Origin of the sequence: Streptomyces sp. IBSBF 2435 (assembly GCF_036815005.1) — a bacterium.
Lineage (GTDB): Bacteria > Actinomycetota > Actinomycetes > Streptomycetales > Streptomycetaceae > Actinacidiphila.
This window is the reverse complement of record NZ_JAJSYW010000028.1, coordinates 76,999-94,629: the sequence shown is the minus strand read 5'-3', so window position 1 is coordinate 94,629 and position 17,631 is coordinate 76,999. Positions and strand designations below refer to the sequence as shown.

At 75.5% G+C, this 17,631-nt stretch carries 7 protein-coding genes; 4 read left to right on the top strand and 3 right to left on the bottom strand.

Features of this window, described 5'->3' with window-relative positions; genetic code table 11:
- Positions 1 to 21 precede the first annotated feature (21 nt).
- Both V7E46_RS08310 and V7E46_RS08305 read left to right on the top strand, forming a co-directional pair.
- The gene (locus V7E46_RS08310) at positions 22 to 4,602 is read left to right on the top strand and encodes a type I polyketide synthase (protein ID WP_333767811.1); all 4,581 of its coding nucleotides are present in this window, start codon (positions 22 to 24) and stop codon (positions 4,600 to 4,602) included.
- 3 nt (positions 4,603 to 4,605) lie between these two features.
- Complete coding sequence (locus V7E46_RS08305) at positions 4,606 to 10,197, top strand: SDR family NAD(P)-dependent oxidoreductase (RefSeq protein WP_333767810.1); 5,592 nt, start codon at positions 4,606 to 4,608, stop codon at positions 10,195 to 10,197.
- Positions 10,198 to 10,393: 196 nt separating this feature from the next.
- On the opposite strand, the gene V7E46_RS08300 is transcribed toward V7E46_RS08305, so the two are convergent.
- The gene (locus V7E46_RS08300; RefSeq protein WP_333767809.1) at positions 10,394 to 11,083 is read right to left on the bottom strand and encodes a LysE family translocator; all 690 of its coding nucleotides are present in this window, start codon (positions 11,081 to 11,083) and stop codon (positions 10,394 to 10,396) included.
- A 539-nt stretch (positions 11,084 to 11,622) separates the two neighbouring features.
- Here V7E46_RS08300 and V7E46_RS08295 point away from each other — a divergent pair.
- Complete coding sequence (locus V7E46_RS08295; protein WP_333767808.1) at positions 11,623 to 13,011, top strand: FAD-binding oxidoreductase; 1,389 nt, start codon at positions 11,623 to 11,625, stop codon at positions 13,009 to 13,011.
- Between the two features lie 311 nt (positions 13,012 to 13,322).
- On the opposite strand, the gene V7E46_RS08290 is transcribed toward V7E46_RS08295, so the two are convergent.
- Both V7E46_RS08290 and V7E46_RS08285 read right to left on the bottom strand, forming a co-directional pair.
- Positions 13,323 to 15,080 (bottom strand): serine hydrolase, encoded by a 1,758-nt coding sequence (locus tag V7E46_RS08290; RefSeq protein WP_333767807.1) that lies wholly within the window; start codon positions 15,078 to 15,080, stop codon positions 13,323 to 13,325.
- Between the two features lie 223 nt (positions 15,081 to 15,303).
- A complete protein-coding gene (locus V7E46_RS08285) occupies positions 15,304 to 16,206 on the bottom strand; it encodes an SDR family oxidoreductase (protein ID WP_333767806.1) in 903 nt (300 codons plus the stop codon).
- A 445-nt stretch (positions 16,207 to 16,651) separates the two neighbouring features.
- Here V7E46_RS08285 and V7E46_RS08280 point away from each other — a divergent pair.
- Positions 16,652 to 17,631: polyprenyl synthetase family protein (locus V7E46_RS08280; RefSeq protein ID WP_443054086.1), on the top strand; the 980-nt coding region annotated here is incomplete at its 3' end.

Below are 17,631 nucleotides of genomic sequence, written 5' to 3'. Positions count from 1 at the left end.
CGCCAGGAAGGGACACCCGCCATGTCCGAGCCCACCGCCCCCGCCGCCGTACCCGATCCGGGACCGGACTACGACTTGGAACTCGACATCGCCATCGTCGGCATGGCCGGGCGCTTCCCCGGGTCGTCCACCCTCGACGACTTCTGGGCCGCCCTCGCGGCCGGCCGGGAGGGCACCACACGCTTCACCGACGAGGAGTTCGTCGCGGCCGGCAACGACCCGCGCGAGCTGGCCGATCCCGGACTGGTGAAGGTCGAGGCCGCGGTGGAGGGCATCGACCTGTTCGACGCGGACTTCTTCGGCTTCCGGCCCACTGAGGCCGAACTGCTCGACCCGCAGCAGCGGTTGTTCCTCGAATGCGCCTACCACGCGCTCCAGCAGGCCGGTTGCGCCCCGCGCGACTACCCCGGCCTGGTCGGGGTGTACGCGGGCGCCGGCCAGAGCCGCTACTTCCTGGAGCAGGTGTACCCGCATATCGCCGACGCCCCGCACTCGATGGCGCAACTGCCCGCCCTCTCGGCCAACTCCCCCAGCTCCTTCGCCACCCGGGTCTGCTACGCGCTGGGGCTGACCGGCCCAGGCATCAGCGTCGCCACCGCCTGCTCCACCTCGCTGGTGGCGCTGCACCTGGCGTGCCGCGACCTGCTGGACCACAGCTGCGACGTCGCGCTGACCGGCGGCGCCTCGCTCAACCCGTCGCCCAGGACGGGCTACCACCACATGCCCGACGGCCCGCTCTCCCCCGACGGGCGCTGCCGCTCCTTCGACGCCGCCGCCGACGGGATGTTCCCCGGGGACGGCGTGGGCGTCCTGGTGCTGAAGCGGCTGGCGGACGCGCTGGCCGACGGCGACACGGTCCGGGCCGTGATCAAGGGGTCCGCGATCAACAACGACGGCGACCGCAAGGCCGGCTACACCGCGCCCAGCGCGGCCGGCCAGACCGAGGTCATCCTCGCCGCGCACGCCGCGGCCGGGGTGGCGGCGGGCGCGATCTCCTACGTGGAGGCGCACGGCACGGGCACGCCGGTGGGCGATCCGATCGAACTCCAGGCCCTGCTCGACGCGTTCGCCGCCGATCCGCGGACCGCCGACCGTCCGGGCCGGTGCGCGATCGGCTCGGTCAAGACCAACATCGGGCATCTCGACGCCGCCGCCGGTGTGGCCGGCGTGATCAAGACGGTGCTCGCGCTGGAGCACGAGGCCATACCGCCCAGCCTGCACTTCGAACGCCCCAACCCGCTGATCCCGCTCGACGGCAGCCCCTTCCGCGTCGCCGCCGACCTCACCCCGTGGCCGCGCGTCCCCGGCGAACCGCGCCGCGCCGGGGTCAGCTCCTTCGGCATCGGCGGCACCAACGCGCACGCGGTCCTCCAGGAGGCCCCGGCCCGGGCGGCGATCGGGGCGGCGCCCCGCTCCCCCGGCTCCACCGCCGGTGCCGAGCCGCGCCACCACCTGGTGACGCTGTCCGCCAAGTCGCCGCAGGCGCTGGCCGACTCGGCTGCCGCGCTCGCCGACCACCTGGAGCAGCGGCCCTGGCTGGACCTGCGGGACGTGGCCCACACCCTGCGCTCGGGACGCGAGGAGTTCGCGTACCGGCGCGCCGTCGCCGCGGCCGACACCGGCTCGGCCGTGCGCGCGCTGCGGGACAGCGCGGGCACCGCCGGGCACGCCGAGGACACCCGGCCCGTCGCCCTGCTGTTCCCGGGCGGCGGCACCCAGTTCGCGGGCATGGGCACCGGGCTGTACGGCTCGGAGCCGGTCTTCCGCGCGGAGATGGACCGCTGCGCCGCCGTCATGGCACGGCACGGCCGGGACCTGCGAGCCGACATCGCCCGCGACGGCGGCGGCTTCCCCGGCGTCGTCGCCACCGGCTACGCGGTCGCCCGCCAACTGGAGGCGTACGGCGTACGGCCGGCCGCGCTGCTCGGCCACAGCCTCGGCGAATACACCGCGTCCTGCCTGGCCGGGGTCATCTCGCTCGACGACGTCCTGCCGCTGGTCGCCGAGCGCGAACGGCTGATGCTGCTGGCCGGCGGCGCGAGCGTCGGCGTGCCGCTCGGCGAGGAGCAGGCGCGCGGCCGGCTGACCGGCGGGCTGGGGATCGCGGCGGTCAACGGCCCGCAGCACTGCACGGTGTCCGGCCCGGTGGACGAGATCGAGGAGCTGGAGCGCCGGCTGACCGCCGAGGGCGTGGACCACTCGCGCCTGCAACTGGCAACCGCCGTCCACTCCTCGGTCCTGGAGACGATGCTCCCGCAGTACGCCGAGGCCCTGGGCCGGGTGGCCCTGCACGCGCCGCGGACGCCGCTGATCTCCAACCTCACCGGCACGCCGCTCACCCCCGAGCAGGCCACCGACACCGGGTACTGGCTCCGGCACACCCGGGAGACGGTCCGGTTCGCCGACGGCCTCACCGCCCTGCACGACGCGCGCCGCCCGGTCCTGGTCGAGGTCGGCCCCGGGCGCGGCCTGACCCGGCTGGCCGGCTTCCAGCTCGGCCAGGACGCCACCGCCGTCGCCGCGACGCGGCACCCGAGGGACGGCTACGGCGACGCCGAGGCGCTGGTGGCCGCGCTCGGCGCGGTGTGGACGGCCGGCGGCACGATCGGCCGCCACGCGCCCTACGACGAGCGCCCGCGGCGCCGGCTGCCGCTGCCCGGCTACGCCTTCCAGCGCCGCCGCTTCTGGGTGAACGCGCCCCGGCGCGCCGCCGGGCCGGGCACCTACCTGGTCCCTGACGGCCTGCGGGACCCGGCCTTCGGCCGCGCCCTCGAACTGGCCGCGACCGGCAGCCGGCTGCTGGTCACCGACCCCGGCGGCGAGCCGTCGGCGGCCCGCCCCGCCGCCGCCTCGCACGTCGACCCGGTGCGCGAGGCGGCCCTGCTCCGCGAGGACGACGAGCTGCTGCGCGGCAGCATCCCGGTGCGGCACGCCCCCGCCGACCTCCAGCGCGACCTCGACGCGCTCAGCGCGCGGCACATCCTGCGGTTCCTGCACGACGCGGGCGTCCCCACCGCGGACGGCAGCGACGCCGCCGCCGACTCCATCGCCGCCGTCCTCGGTGTGGTGCCCGGCTACCGGCCGTTCCTGCACGCGATGCTGAACGTGCTCGCCGAGGACGGCCACGTGGCCGCCGACGCGGGCGCGGGGCCGACCTTCCGCGCGCGGCCCGGCGAACCCCGCGACCTGGGCGCGGAACCCGGGATCGACGCGCTGGAGGCGGCCGTACTGGCACGGCATCCCGAGCGCGCCGACGAGCTGGACCTGCTGCGGCACTGCGCCGCCAGCTATCCGCAGGTCTTCAGCGGCGCGGTGGAGGGCCACCAGGTGCTGCTGCCCGACGGCTCCGCCGACATCATGCAGGACGTGGTGGACCAGCAGGTGGGCACTAGCGACGTGGCCGTGCACACCCGGCTCGTCGCACAGGCCGTCGCCCGGCTCGCCCGGCAGGCCGAGGGCGGGCGGCTGCGGGTGCTGGAGATCGGCGCCGGACGCGGCTACCTGACCTGGGACGTGGTGGACGCGCTCAAGGGCGTCCCCGGCGTCGAATACCACTTCACCGACCTCGGCAGGTCCTTCGTGCTGGCCGGCCAGCGGACCGCGGCGGACAAGGACGTCGACTTCATGCGGTTCGGCGTGCTCGACATCTCCGCGGACCCCGGACCGCAGGGCTTCCCGCCCGGCGGCTTCGACGTGGTGCTCGCCTTCAACGTGCTGCACGCCACGCCCGACCTGCGCACCACCGTGGCCCATGTCCGCTCGCTGCTCGGCGACGGAGGACAGCTGTTCCTGCTGGAGGCCGCCAAGCAGCGGCGGCCCTCGCTGATGACCGCCGGCCTCTACGCCGGCTGGTGGTATTTCGCCGACGACCTGCGCAAGCACTCCCCGCTGCTGCCGCCGCAGGAGTGGCACGCCCTGCTCGGCGCCTCGGGATACGACCAGGTCCGGGTGTATCCCGAGGGCGGCGAGCGGCTGCGCGAGGCCGACCACGCCCTGCTGACCGCCCGCCGGGCGGCCCCGGAGGGCACGGCGGAACCCAGCGCGCGCGTCCGGCAGCTGGAGGCGGCCGGGGCAAGCGTGGAGGTCCTGTCCCGGGAGAGCGCGGGCGCCCTGGCCGGCGCGCTGGGCGCGCTGGGCGGCGGCGACGGTCCGCTCGTCCTCAAGGTCGTCGACGCCCCCGCCCCGCCACGCGGCCCGCGGGCCGACCCGGCCGCGGAACCGGAAACCGGCGGCGGCGGGCTGTACGGGGGCGGCTCGGCCTTCAACGTGCGGCCGGCCCTGGCCACCCCGTACGCCGAGCCGCGCAGCGACCTGGAGCGGACGGTGGCCCGGGCCTGGGCGACCGTCCTCGGAATCGACCGGGTCGGGGCGCACGACGACTTCTTCGACCTGGGCGGCGAGTCGCTGCTGGCCATGCAGCTGATCACCCGGCTCCGGGAGGAGCTGGGCGTGCCGCTGTCGGTGCGCGCCTTCTTCGACGCGGGCACCCCCACCGTCGCGGTGCTGGCGGGGCTGATCGAGCAGTCCCGCGGTTCCGGCCCCGCGACCGCCGTCATCACCCGGAGCGCACGCCGGGCCGCCACGCCTGTCGCGGAGGACTGACCCATGCCCGCTCCCCTGGAGTTCCCGGCCTCCTACGACCAGGAACGCATGTGGTTCTTCCACCGGCTCTACCCCGGCAATCCCACCTACAACGTGCCGCTCGTGCTGCACCTGCGGGGCGTACTGGACGCGGCGCGGCTCTCGCGCGCGCTGGACCGGGTCGTGGCGCGGCAGGAGATCCTGCGCACCACGTACGCGGCAGGTCCCGGCGGCTCGCTGAGCCAGTTCGTGCACGACAGGCTCCCGGTGGCGCTGGAGGTGCACGTGCTCGACGGGCCGCCGCCCGCGCAAGCCGCCACCGCCGACCCGCGGGTACGGGCGAGCGTGCGCGAGGTCGTCCGCGAACCGTTCGACCTCACCTCCGCGCCGCCGCTCAGGGCCCGGCTGCTGCGTCTGGCCGCCGACGACCACCTCCTGGTCTTCTGCGTGCACCACATCGCCACCGACGGCTGGTCGCTCGGCCTGCTGGTCCGCGAGCTCGACGCCTTCTACCGGGCGGACCGCGACGGGACACCCGACCTGCTGCCCGACCTGCCGATCCAGTACGCCGACTACGCCGAATGGCAGCGCGCCACCCTGACCGCCGGGACACTGGACGCCCGGCTGGAGCACTGGCGCGAGGCGCTGGGCGCCCGGCCGCGGCGGATCACCCTGCCGGCCGACCGGCCGCGGCCCGAGCGCCCCACCTTCCAGGGGGCCAGGGTCGACTTCGAACTGCCGCCCGGGACGTACCGCGGGGTGCGGGAGCTGGCCCGGCGCAACGGCGCGTCCCTGCACATGACGCTGCTGGCCGTGTGGAACGCCCTGCTGCACCGCTACGGCGCCGGCGAGCGGATCATCGTCGCAACCCTGCTGGCCAACCGGGACAACGAGCAGCTCACCGCGCTCATGGGCCTGTTCGTCAACACCCTGCCGGTGCGGGTCGACGTCTCCGGCGACCTGCCGTTCACCACGCTGCTGGCCCGGGTCCGCGCCGCGTCGCTGGACGTCCTGGCCCATCAGGACACCCCGGTCGACGGCATCGTGCGCGCGGTCGGCGCGGGGGGCGACGCCGGCGGCAACCCGCTGTTCCAGGTGCTGTTCGCGCTGCAGAACTTCGCGGACCAGCAGCTCGAACTCGGCGGCCTCGACGTCGAACGGGTGGACGACGAGGAGGAGTCCACCCGCTTCGACCTCGAACTGCACGTCTGGGAGCACCCCGACCGCCTCAGGGGCTCGCTCGTCTACGACACCGACCTGTTCGACCACCCCACCGCGGAAAGGATCGTGGCCCACTACCGCTCCCTGCTGGCGGCCGCGGTCGACGCCCCGGCGACCGCGCTGGAGGCGCTGCCCCTGCGCCCGGAGCGGGAGGAGCAGGCGCTGCTGGAGCGGATGCGGCGCGGCGGGTCCCTGCTGGTGCGCGGACCCGCGGGCCTGGTGCCGCCCGAGGGTGTCCCCGGCGACCTGTGGACACCGGAGGGCGACCGCACCGGGCAGCGCGGGCTGGTACGGCCGGACGGCACCGTGGAGGTGCTGAACGCCGTCGGCTCCGACGAGCGCGTGCCCGACACGGTGTGCCTGGCCGGGCGCACGGTCCGCCCGGCCGACGTCGAGGAGGAGCTGCTGCGGGCGGCGCCCGCCCTGGCGGACGCGGCGGTGGTGCCGCGAAGGCGCGCGGACCCGCCGGACGGCGAACCGGAGCTGCTCGCCTACGTCGTCCCGGCAGGTCCCGTCGACCTCGCCGGGCTCGCCGCCCGGCTGCCCGCGCCGGGGTCCGTCGTCCCCGTCTCCCGCCTGCCGCTGACCCCCGACGGGCACGTCGACGTCTCCGAGCTGCTGCGGCTGCCGGTCGCGGACCCGGCGGAGGCCGCCCGGCAGGAGGCCCGGCTCCTTGACGCCCACCCGGGTGCGCGGATCGCGGTGCTGCCCACCGCCGCCGTGCCTGCGCCGCTCGCACGCGTCCCGGTGCCCGGCCCGCACGGCGCCGGGGCCGCGGACAGCGGCCCGGCGCCCGGACGCCCCGATTCCGCGGCGCCCGGTGCCCACGACGGGCCGCCCGGCCAGGGCGGCGCGGGCGCACCCGCGGCCGATGCCCCCGTCGCGTTGGCCGACGGCGGGCCCGCCCCGGTGATCGCCGACCGCACGCTCGTGGACACCCTGCTGCGGGCCGCCGGGTCGGCGACCGGCGACCTGGTACTGCTGCGGGAGGACGGCGGGCAGACCCGGCTGTCGTACCGCGAGCTGCGGGACAGGGCGCTGCGCGCGCTGTCCGGGCTGCGGGAGCTGGGGCTCGGCCCCGGGGACCGGGTGATCCTGCAGCTCGACGACCACACCGACTTCGTCACCGCGTTGTGGGCGTGCCTGCTCGGCGGGCAGATCGCCGTGCCGCTCGCCGTGCCCGCCGACTACCGCGTCCGCGACGCGGCCACCGAACGGCTGCGCGGCGCCTGGGATCTGCTCGGGCAGCCGCTGGTGCTCACCGCGGGGGGACGGCTCGCCGAACTGCGGGAGGCCGCCGCGGACGGCTGGCCGGAGCTGCGCGCGGCGGGAGCCGACGCGGTCGCGGCGGCGGCGCACCCTGCGCAGCCGCACCCGGCGGCGCCGGACGACCCCGCCCTGTTCATGCTCACCTCGGGCAGCACCGGACGGCCGAAGGCCGTGGTGCTCAGGCACCGCAACATCCTGGCCCGCTGCGCCGCCACCTGCGCGGCCAACGGATTGCGGCACGACGACGTGTCGGTCAACTGGCTGCCGCTCGACCACGTCGGCGGCGTGGTGATGTTCCATCTGCGGGACGTCTTCCTCGGCTGCCGCCAGGTGCACGCGCCCACCCGCTGGGTCCTCCAGGACCCGCTGCGCTGGCTGGACCTGGCCCACCGCTTCCGCGCCACCAGCACATGGGCGCCCAACTTCGCCTTCGGCCTGGTCAACGACCGCGCCGCCGAGCTGGAGCGGCGCGGCGCCGGGTGGGACCTGTCGGCACTGCGGTTCGTCATGAACGCGGGCGAGGCGATCGTCAGCCGGGTGGCCCGCCGCTGGCTGCGGCTGCTGGCCCCCTTCGGCCTGCCCGGGACGGCGATGCGGCCGGCCTGGGGCATGTCGGAGACCTCCTCCGCGATGGTCTACTCCGACCGCTTCGGGCTGGACACGGCCTCGGACGACGACGCGTTCGTGGAAGTCGGGTCGCCGCTGCCGGGGACCGCGGTGCGGATCGCGGGCGGCACCGGTGGCGAACCGCGGGTGCTGTCCGAGGGCGAGATCGGCCGGCTCCAGGTGCGCGGGGCGACGGTGACCACCGGCTACTTCGCGGCGCCGGAGCAGAACGCCGCCGCCTTCACCCCTGACGGCTGGTTCGACACCGGCGACCTCGGGCGGATCAGGGACGGCCGACTGACCCTGACCGGCCGCGCCAAGGACGTCGTCATCCTCAACGGCGTCAACTACCACAGCCACGAGATCGAGTCGGTGGTCGACGAACTGGACTGCGTGGAGCCGTCCTTCACCGCCGCCGTGGCGGTGCGGACCGCTTCGGCCGCCACCGACGAGCTGGCCGTCTTCTTCTGCCCGCGCGGGACGGCCGGCCAGCAGGAGGCGGCCCGCCGGGTCCGTCAGGCGGTGCTCGACCGGGTCGGGGTCAACCCCCGGCACATCCTCGCGGTGGAGCGGGCGGAGATTCCCAAGACGGAGATCGGCAAGATCCAGCGCACGGCGCTGCGCACCCGGTTCGAGGCCGGCGGCTTCGCGTCCTCCCGGCCGGACGGCGGCCGCGCGGACGACGGCACCGTCCCGGACCACTTCCACCGGGCCGAGTGGATTCCCCGGGCGCTGTCCGGGAAGCCGGGCGCTCGGGACGGCGCCGTCCTGGTGCTGTCCGACACCCAGGGGGTCGGCGAGCGGCTGGCCCGCCTTCTGGAGGCGGCCGGGCGGCGGTGCGTGCTGATCGGCGGCGCGCACTCCCCGGCCGGGTCGGTGCCGGACGGCGTCGGAGGCCCGGCGGCGGACCGGCCGGGCACGGTGGTCGATCTGCGCGCGTACGGCGGCCCCGCACCGGTCGATCCGGACACGGCACGGTCGGACATGCACGGGCTGCTGCGGCTGGCCCGGCGGACCGCGCACGCGGAGGCGGTGTACGTCGTCACCAGCCACGCGCTGACCGTCCTGCCCGACGACCCGCCCGCTCTCGAACGGTCTCCGCTGGCCGGGCTGGTGGCCACCCTCGGGCACGAGCGGTCCGGCACCCGGGTCGTGCACCTGGACATCCCCCCGGACGACCCGGACCGCACGGCGCGGCTGCTCGGCGCCGAAGTGGCCCGGCTCCCCCGCGAACGCGTCGTCGCCCACCGCGCCGGCCGGCGGCTGGCACGGCGGCTGGTGCCCGCCGGGGCGCCGGCGTCCGGCTCGCGCCGCCCGCCCTTCCGGCACGGCGGGCGCTACCTGGTGACCGGCGGCTCCGGCGGCATAGGACAGCTGCTCGCAGGGATGCTGGCCGACGGCTACGGGGCCCGGGTGCTGTGCCTGGGCCGCAGCCCGCGGCCGGGCGCGGACGATCCGCGGATCGGGTACGCCGCCGCCGACGTCCGCGACCCCGACGCCGTCAACCGGGTGCTGCGGGAGGCCGAGAAGCGGTGGGGGGCGCCGCTGGACGGTGTGCTGCACCTGGCGGGCTCCTTCCGGGAGGCCCCGCTCGACTCCTGCGCGCCCGCGGACCTGGACGAGGCGCTCGGCGCCAAGGCAGGCGGCGCACGGGTCCTGGACCGGCTGCTGCGGGACCGGCCGGGGCTGCTCTTCGTGTCGTTCTCGTCGGTCAACGGCCTGTTCGGCGGCGCGTCGGTGGGCGGGTACGCGGCGGCGTCCGCGTATCTCGACGCGCTGGCGGTCCGTCAGCGGCGCACGCACGGACTGGACGCGTACAGCCTGGCGTGGAGCATGTGGGACGAGACGGGTATGAGCACCGGCTACGCGCTGAAGGAGGCGACGGCGGCCCGGGGCTATCGCGTGCTGCCCCCGGGCGAGGCGCTGGCGTCGCTGGCCGTCGCCCTGGAGCGGGAGGCCCCGCACCAGCTGGTCGGCCTCGACCCGGCCCGCCCCTGGATCGCCGCGCACCTGGCGGGACCGGCCGAGGCACTGGCGGAGCTGACCGTCTACGCCGAGTCGGAGCCGGCGGCCGGGGAGGCGGCCAGGGACAGGTTCGGCACCCCGCTGCCCCCGCGCCCGCCGGTCGTCGGCAGCCTGCCGGTGGACCCGGCCACCGGCGGCGTCGACCGCGACCGGCTGGCGGGGATCGGCGCGTCGGCGGACGGGGAGCCGCGGGACGGGCTGGAAGCGGTCATCGCCGCCACCTGGGCGGAGGTGCTCGGCGTGCGGGGTATCACCCGCGACTCCAGCTTCTTCGGCCTGGGCGGCGACTCCTTGCAGGCGACCCGGGTGCACGGGCTGCTCCAGGAGCGGCTGGGACGGGAGCTGCCGATGGCGGAGCTCTTCCGCCGCCCGACGGTCCGCTCGCTGGCGGAATCGCTCGAACCCGCCGGCGCCCCGGCCCCGGCGGCCGGCAGCCGCGGCCGGTCGCGCGCCGAGCGGCGCCTGCGGGCCGCGGGGGCCGGGCGTGCCGGCTGAACCCCGGGGGGGGGGGGGGGGGGGGGGGGGGGGGGGGGGGGGGGGGGGGGGGGGGNCCCCCCCCCCCCCCCCCCCCCCCCCCCCCCCCCCCCCCCCCCCCCCCCCCCCGGTACGGCGACGGGTGCGAGGCCGGCGCGGGCATGACGATGACTACGGTCCGGGCGGCGGCGCCGGGCAGCCGGGCCGGCGGGTCGCGTCAGGTGCGGGCGGCCTCCATCGCCGCGACCGCGCCGAGCACGACCAGCGCGCCGCCCGCGGTCCCCTCCAGGGCCAGATTCACCGCCGGCCGCCGGAGCCGGTCCATCAGTCTGGCGGCGCCGGCCGCCACGACGAGCAGCCACACGATGGCGATGCTCGCGTCCACCATGCCGAAAAGCAGGGTGGCGGTCAGCACCGACCGCCCCGAGGGCAGGAACTGGGGCGCGACGGCGATGAAGAAGGTGCCCACCTTGGGGTTCAGCACGCAGCTGAGCAGGCCCTGTCTGAAGGCCTGACGGCCGGTCACCTGCCCCTCGGCGAGGGCGGGTGCCGGCTCGGCGGCGTCCTCTTCCCCCGCACGTACCGGACCGTCCTGCCCGGCGCGCACCGGGTCCTTGCGTCCGGGGCGCACCGACCACAGGGCCTGGACGCCGAGGACCAGCAGGTAGAGGCCGCCGGCCACCCGGACCGCGGTGAAGGCGGTGTCCCACCGCCGCAGAGCCGCGTCGAGCCCGACGGCCGCGGCCGACGCCCACACCATCGAGCCCAGCCCGGCGCCCACGGCCGACGCGCTTCCGGCCCGCAGGCCGCCCCGTACCGCGTTGCGCAGCACGAGCAGCGTGTCCGGGCCGGGCACCACCGTCACCACCATGGCGAACAGGGCGAACCCTGTCAGCGCAGCTATCACCGCGGTCACCCTTCCAGCGGCCCGGCGGCCGCTGAGGGCAGCCTAGATCGTGCGGGCCTGCCGCTCGGCGCCGAGGGGGCACCGGCCGGACCGGGCAGGCCGCGGGACGCACCGGCCGGGGCGGCGGCCGGTCCGCGCCCCGATGGCCTTTCGCCCTTTCGAGCCCGGACAACGGCCGCGGGGATACGCCCGCGTCCTTCGCATGCCGACCGGTCCGCATATTCCGGCGTGATTTCTCGGCCGGGCGATGACCCGGGGAAATTCCCCGCGGGAACGGCCGCCGCGCGGAAGGCGCCAGAACTTCTGCAAGCGGGTCGAACCGCACGGAAACGGCAGGCATCCACGCATCATCAGCGGAAATCCCATGCCTTGGCCGCATGTGATCACCGATTGCGTCGAAGGGTTTGACAGGGAAAAGACTGGGATGGCACGGTCCGCACGTCCGCAAGATCGGCCCGACTCCGCCCGGAGACCGGTCCGGAGCGCCGGGCGGACCGGCGACGCGCATGACGTATGGCAACGACTTAAGGAGTCGCTCTGTGACAGCACCTCTCGGCAATGCTCCCCTTTCGGTCGGGGAGCTCACCGACGAGCAGTACGGGCAGGTCATCAGGCCTGGTGACGCCGAGTACGACGCAGCGCGCACCGTGTTCGTGGGCAACGCCGACCTCAGGCCCGCCGTCGTCCTGCGCCCCGGGGACGCCGCACAGGTGGCGCGCGTCGTGGCGCTGGCGCGGGAGACGGGGCTCGAGTTGGCCATCCGCTCCGGTGGACACAGCTGGGCGGGGCACGGTGTCTGCGAGGGCGGCATCGTGCTGGACCTGGCCCGCATGCGGGCGCTGGAGATCGACGTCGAGGCCCGTACTGCCTGGGCTGAGGCCGGCATCACCGCGGGCGAGTACACCGCGGCGGCCGGGGAGCACGGGCTTGCGACCGGGTTCGGCGACGACGCCGCGGTCGGGGTCGGCGGCATCACCCTGGGCGGCGGTGTCGGTTTCCTGACCCGCAAGTACGGAATGACCGTCGACGACCTGCTGGCCGTGGAGATCGTCACGGCCGACGGCGAATTACTGCGGGTGGACGAGCACCAGCACCCCGACCTGTTCTGGGCCGTCCGGGGCGGCGGCGGCAACTTCGGTGTGGCGACCCGCTTCAAGTTCCGGCTGCACGAGCTCGACGCCGTGTACGGCGGAATGCTGGTCCTTCCGGTGGACCCCGGGATCCTTGAGGCCTTCATCGCCGAGGCCGAGGCCGCCCCCGAGGAACTCTCCACCATCGTGAACGTGTGGACGGCGCCCCCGGTCCCGTTCGTGCCCGAGGAACACCACGGCAAGCCGATCATCCTCGCGATGATGTGCTATGCGGGGCCGCCCGAGGCGGGCGAGGAGGTCGTCGGCCGATTCCGGGCGATCGCCCCGCCGCTGGCCGACATGGTGCAGGCCGGAACCTATGCGGGGATGTTCCGCCCGGGCGACCCCTCGGTGCACCCGCTGACCGTGTCGCGCACCCTGTTCCTCGACCGGGTCGACCGCACGACCGCCGGAACCGTCCTCGAACACACCGCCGCCTCCAGTGCGCTGGTCGCCGGGGTGCAACTGCGGGTCGTGGGCGGGGCCATGGCGCGGGTCCCGTCGGACGCCACGGCCTTCGCCCACCGGCGGCGCAGGATCATAGCCAACGTGTCCGCCATCTACGCCGACCAGGCCGAGGCCGACCTGCACACGGTCTGGGTCGAGGAGTTCACAGCCGCCATCCGGCAGTCCGGCCCCGGCGCCTACGCCAACCTCAGCATGGACCTGGGACCGGACGAGGTCAGGGCGGCTCTCTACCCGGGGGCCACAGGGGAGCGGCTCGCCCAGATCAAGGCGAAGTACGACCCGGCCAACGTCTTCCGCCGCAATCACAACATCCTGCCCGCGACGTCGTGATCCCCGGTCCGCTGCCCGCTCCCGTGGCACGGGTGCCGGCAGCGGACCGCTCGCGGGGTCACCCCGGGAGAAGGGGTGCACGTTTTCGCGCGGCGCTCGTCGTCCCGGTCGGCCGCGCGGCCGCGGAGGCGGCGGAGCCGGTATCCGGTGGAAGGGACAAGGCCCGGCTGCGTCAACGGTCGTGGATCACTCGCGGGTGTGCCCGGCGTCCACCGCCCGCGCGGTGTGGATCCGACCGATGGGAACCTGCCCGGCACATGCACGCCTGGTGCGGACGTGACCGGGTGCGCCGCCCGCCGCTGCGGCAGCGGCTAGGCGGCATGTCCGGGGCGGAGCTGCCAGGCGCCGGTCGGCATCAGCGCGGCGGAGCCGGGTACGGGGTGGCGGCCGGAGGTCACCGACAGGTGGGCGAGGTCGACCCCGCGGCCCTCGTACACCGGGTCGGTGGTGTAGCGCCAGCGGATCGCGAGCGCTCCGGCCGGCTGCGGTATCCGCGTGTGCACGTGCCACCAGGCGCGCACGGCCTGCCCGGACAGCGAGGCCGGCGTGCCGGACGGCGCTCCCGGGCCGGTGGCGGTCAGCGGCAGCGCGTGCCAGGTGGCCCCGCCGTCCGTGGAGTCCTCCAGGGAGAGGGGGTCGGTGGACTCGGTGTTGACGAAGGCGGAGAAGTCGACGTCCACCGGGGCGGTCGCGGTGAGCGGACCCGTGGTCAGGGTGCTGGTGACGCCGCCGGCCTGGCCGGAGTACCAGAGCGGGCCGCCGCGGGGCGCCGCCACCCGTATCGCCTGCGACATCGCCTCGCCGATGGCCCGGCGCGGCGGATTGGTCGAGGGGGTGTCGCGGGTCGGGTGCACCCGGTTGCTCAGCAGGATGACGAAGGACCGCGACTGCGGGTCGATGACCAGCGAGGTGCCGGTGAAGCCGGTGTGCCCGAGGCTCCGCGGGCCGGACAGTCCGCCCATGTACCAGATCTGGTCGAGCTCGAAGCCCAGGCCGTGCGAGTCGCCGGGAAACGCCTGGTTGAAGTTCTGCTCCATCAGCCGGACGCTGTTCGCGCCGAGGATGCGGTGGCCCTGGTACGTACCGCCGTTGAGGACCGTCTGGGCCAGCACCGCGAGGTCGTCGACGGTGGAGAAGACGCCCGCGTGGCCGGCCACGCCGTTCAGCGACCAGGCGTTCTCGTCGTGCACCTGGCCGCGCACCATGCCGCGCGCGGGGCTGGTCTCGTACTCGGTGGCCGCGATCCTGGGCAGTTTGGCCGCCGGCGGGTTGTAGCCGGTGTCCGTCAGGTGGAGCGGCGCCGTGATGCCGTCGCGCACCAGGGTGTCCAGCGGCTTGCCGGTCACCTTCTCCAGGACCAGCTGCATGCTGAGCATGTTGAGGTCGGAGTACAGGTACGCGGTGCCCGGCGGGTTGATCGGCCTGGCGTCGAGGACGGCCTTCTCACGCGAGGGGATGTCGGAGTAGCCCTGCCACAGCGAGGGAACCGGGTCGGCGTCGAACCCCGAGGTGTGGGTGAGGAGTTCTTCGACGGTGATGCCGCCCTTGCCGTTGGCGGCGAACTCCGGGATGTAGTGCGCCACGGGCGTGCCGAGGTCGATCCGGCCGGCTTCGAGCTGCTGCATGGCCGCGATCGAGGTGAACAGCTTCGACAGCGAGGCGAGGTCGTAGATGGTGTCGGTACGGGCCGGGACCCACTGGCTCCTGGGCAGCTCGGCGGTGGTGTCGGCGTACTTCACCGCGTAGCCGCCCGCGCCGCGTTCGACCACCACGCCGTCGTGCGCCATCAGTGTGGTGGCGCCCGGGAAGAGGTAGCCGGCGCCGGCGGCCGGGTCCTCCCAGCCGGCCATCTGCTGCTCGAAGGCGTCGATGGGCGCCGCGTCGAGCCCCGCCTCGCGCGGGGTCCCCGGGCGGAGCACGGTGCCGGCCGGTGCGAAGCCGGTGTACGGCCGGTCGAACCGGCCGCTGTCCCCGTGGTGCGCCGCCGGGGTCGCGGCGGCGCTGCCGGCCGGCGAGAGGGTCAGGGCGGTGAGGAGCGCGACGGCTGCCGTCAGTGCGGGAATCCGCATGGGAACCTCGTCCGTTGAGCCGTCGCCATGAGGCCGGCGGCGGGTGGATTCCGAAGTACGTTCACCAAGTGCCGATCAGCACCGGTAAGTTACTGACCATTACCGGGCCGGTCAACCGTCCCGTCCCGGCTCCCGGCGTGGCGACCGCTTCGGTGCCGAACGTCCAGGACCCGGTCGCACGCGCAATCGCGCCCGCCGTTCACAGCCCGCGGAGCTGCCGGCCTCAGGCCTGTGGCGGGGTGGTGGGGCGGGCCGACCGGTAGGCCTCCCAGTCGGCGCGTCCGCCGTTGCCCAGGACGCCGACGCCCCGGTGCAGCTCGTCCGCGGACAATCCGGCCAGGGAGCGGCGCGCGACGCGGGCGACGAGGTAGGGGAAGAGCGGGCGCAGGGGCTGGGCGAGGCGCAGCCAGGGGGGCGCGTAAACGGCCGGCGCGCGACGTTCGATGCCGCGCGCCAGCCATGTGGCGACCTCGGCGGGCCCGTGCACCCGGCGGGCGGGGGCTGGCTGGTGTCGGCGCAGCTCACGCAGCACGAGGTGGTCGTCCAGCTCGCTGATCATGTCGGTGCCCGTCCAGTGCAGATAGGCGACTCCGACGCCGACGCCTTCGGGTGCCATCTCGTTGCGCAGGGCCACGGCGAATGATTCGACACCCGCCTTGGATGCGCAGTAGGCGCTCATCATCGGCGCGGACCCGAAGGCTGCGGTCGAGGCGACCTGGAGCAGATAGCCGCGGGTCCGCAGCAGCTGGGGGAGAAAGACCCGGGCGGTCACCGCGCTGCCGATCAGGTTCACCTCGATGACCCGGTTCCACAGTGCCGCGTCACAGGCGGCGAAGGGACCGGCGATGGAGATGCCGGCGTTGGCAACCACGACGGAGGCCGGCCCGAAGCGCGCCGCGACGCATTGTGCGGCGCCCTGCATCGCCGCCTCGTCGGTGATGTCCGCCTCGATGGAGTACGAGCTGCCCGGCAGCCCGGCCGCGGTCTCCCGCAGCGTCTCCAGCTCCCGGCCCAGCAGGACCACCCGCAGTCCGCGGGCGGACAGCTCGCGCGCGACCGCGGCCCCGACCCCGCGCGCCGCTCCCGTGACGACGGCGACCCGGCCTTCTGGGTATCCGGCTGGCATCGTGCACCTCTTCCCGCTGCGGGCGGGGCCTCGCGCCGCACGCTCGGGCCAGCTGATCACGGCACCGCCCCGCCGACCGCCCCGGACGCTCCAATCGGGTGGCCCGCACCCGCTCTCCGCGCGAACGCACCCGAAGACCGCCGACGGCGCCTGGGGAGGCCCGGACGCGCCCGAACGGGTCAGTGCGCGGGCGCGGGTCGCGAAAACGGGCCGCGCCAGCACGCGGACGGCCCGTTCTCGTGATCCTCTCGGACCACCAGCCCCTTCCGTCCCGCATGCCGTGGCCGACGAAGTGGCGGCTCACCGCGTCCGAACGGCGTATCCACCCGGAAGGGGAGACGTGCACCGAACACCGCTGGCGGAAGGAAGTGCGACGCGCCGCAGCAAGGCCGAGGGGCACTCCCCCGCCGACTGCCGGTCTCCGCAGGACAGAGGCACCCGGGCCGTGTCCGCGCCGCCGGGGCGGCCCTCCGCGAGGTGGCGCTCCGAGTACGCGGCGGGGCAGGCCTCCACGGACGCCGACGCGCGGTCCGTGGACGCGGATGTCGCCGGAGCCGTGCTCCGTACGGCGGGTGCGGTACTCCGTGAACGGGTCGCCCAGGCGGCCGGCATCGACGCGGGCTTCTCCCGCGATCTGGCGGAACGCGTCGCGGACTTCACCGTGGACGGCGGCCGGCGCATGCGGCCGCGGCTCCTGTGGTGGAGCATGCGCGCCTGCGGCGGGGGCGTGCGGAGCGCCGACACCGAAGCGGCCCTGCGCCTCGGAGTGGCCGTCGAACTCATCCAGACCTGCGCCCTCGTCCACGACGACGTGATGGACGGGTCGGCGCTGCGCCGCGGGCGGCTGGCCATGCACGTCTGCCTCGCGAGCCGGCCGGGACCCGCGCCCGGCTCGGTGCTGGGCGAGGCCTTCGGTACGTCCGCGGCCGTACTCGTCGGGGATCTCGCCCTCGCCTGGGCGGACGACACCGTCGCGGACACGGCCATGGCCGCCGCCACCCGCAAGCGGGTACTCGGCGTCTGGCGGGCGATGAGGACCGAGATGGTGGCCGGGCAGTACCTCGATGTGCACGGGCAGGCCACCGGCGCGCGCTCCGCCGCCCGCGCCATCCGCACCGCGTACCTCAAGAGCGCCCTGTACTCGGTCGTGCGCCCGATCTCGCTGGGTGCCGCGCTGGCCGGCGCGGGCGAGGACACCACGCGGGCGCTGTCCTCGGCCGGCCGCTGCGCGGGAATCGCCTTCCAGCTCCGCGACGACCTGCTCGGGGTCTTCGGGGATCCCGCCATGACGGGCAAGCCGTCGGGAGGGGACGTCAGGGAGGGCAAACCGACCTATCTGCTCGCCGTGGCGCGGGGGCGCGCCCGCGCCCCCCCCGGCCCCCCCCCCCCCGGCCTAGGCGAACCCCCGGGAGGGGGGGCCCCCAT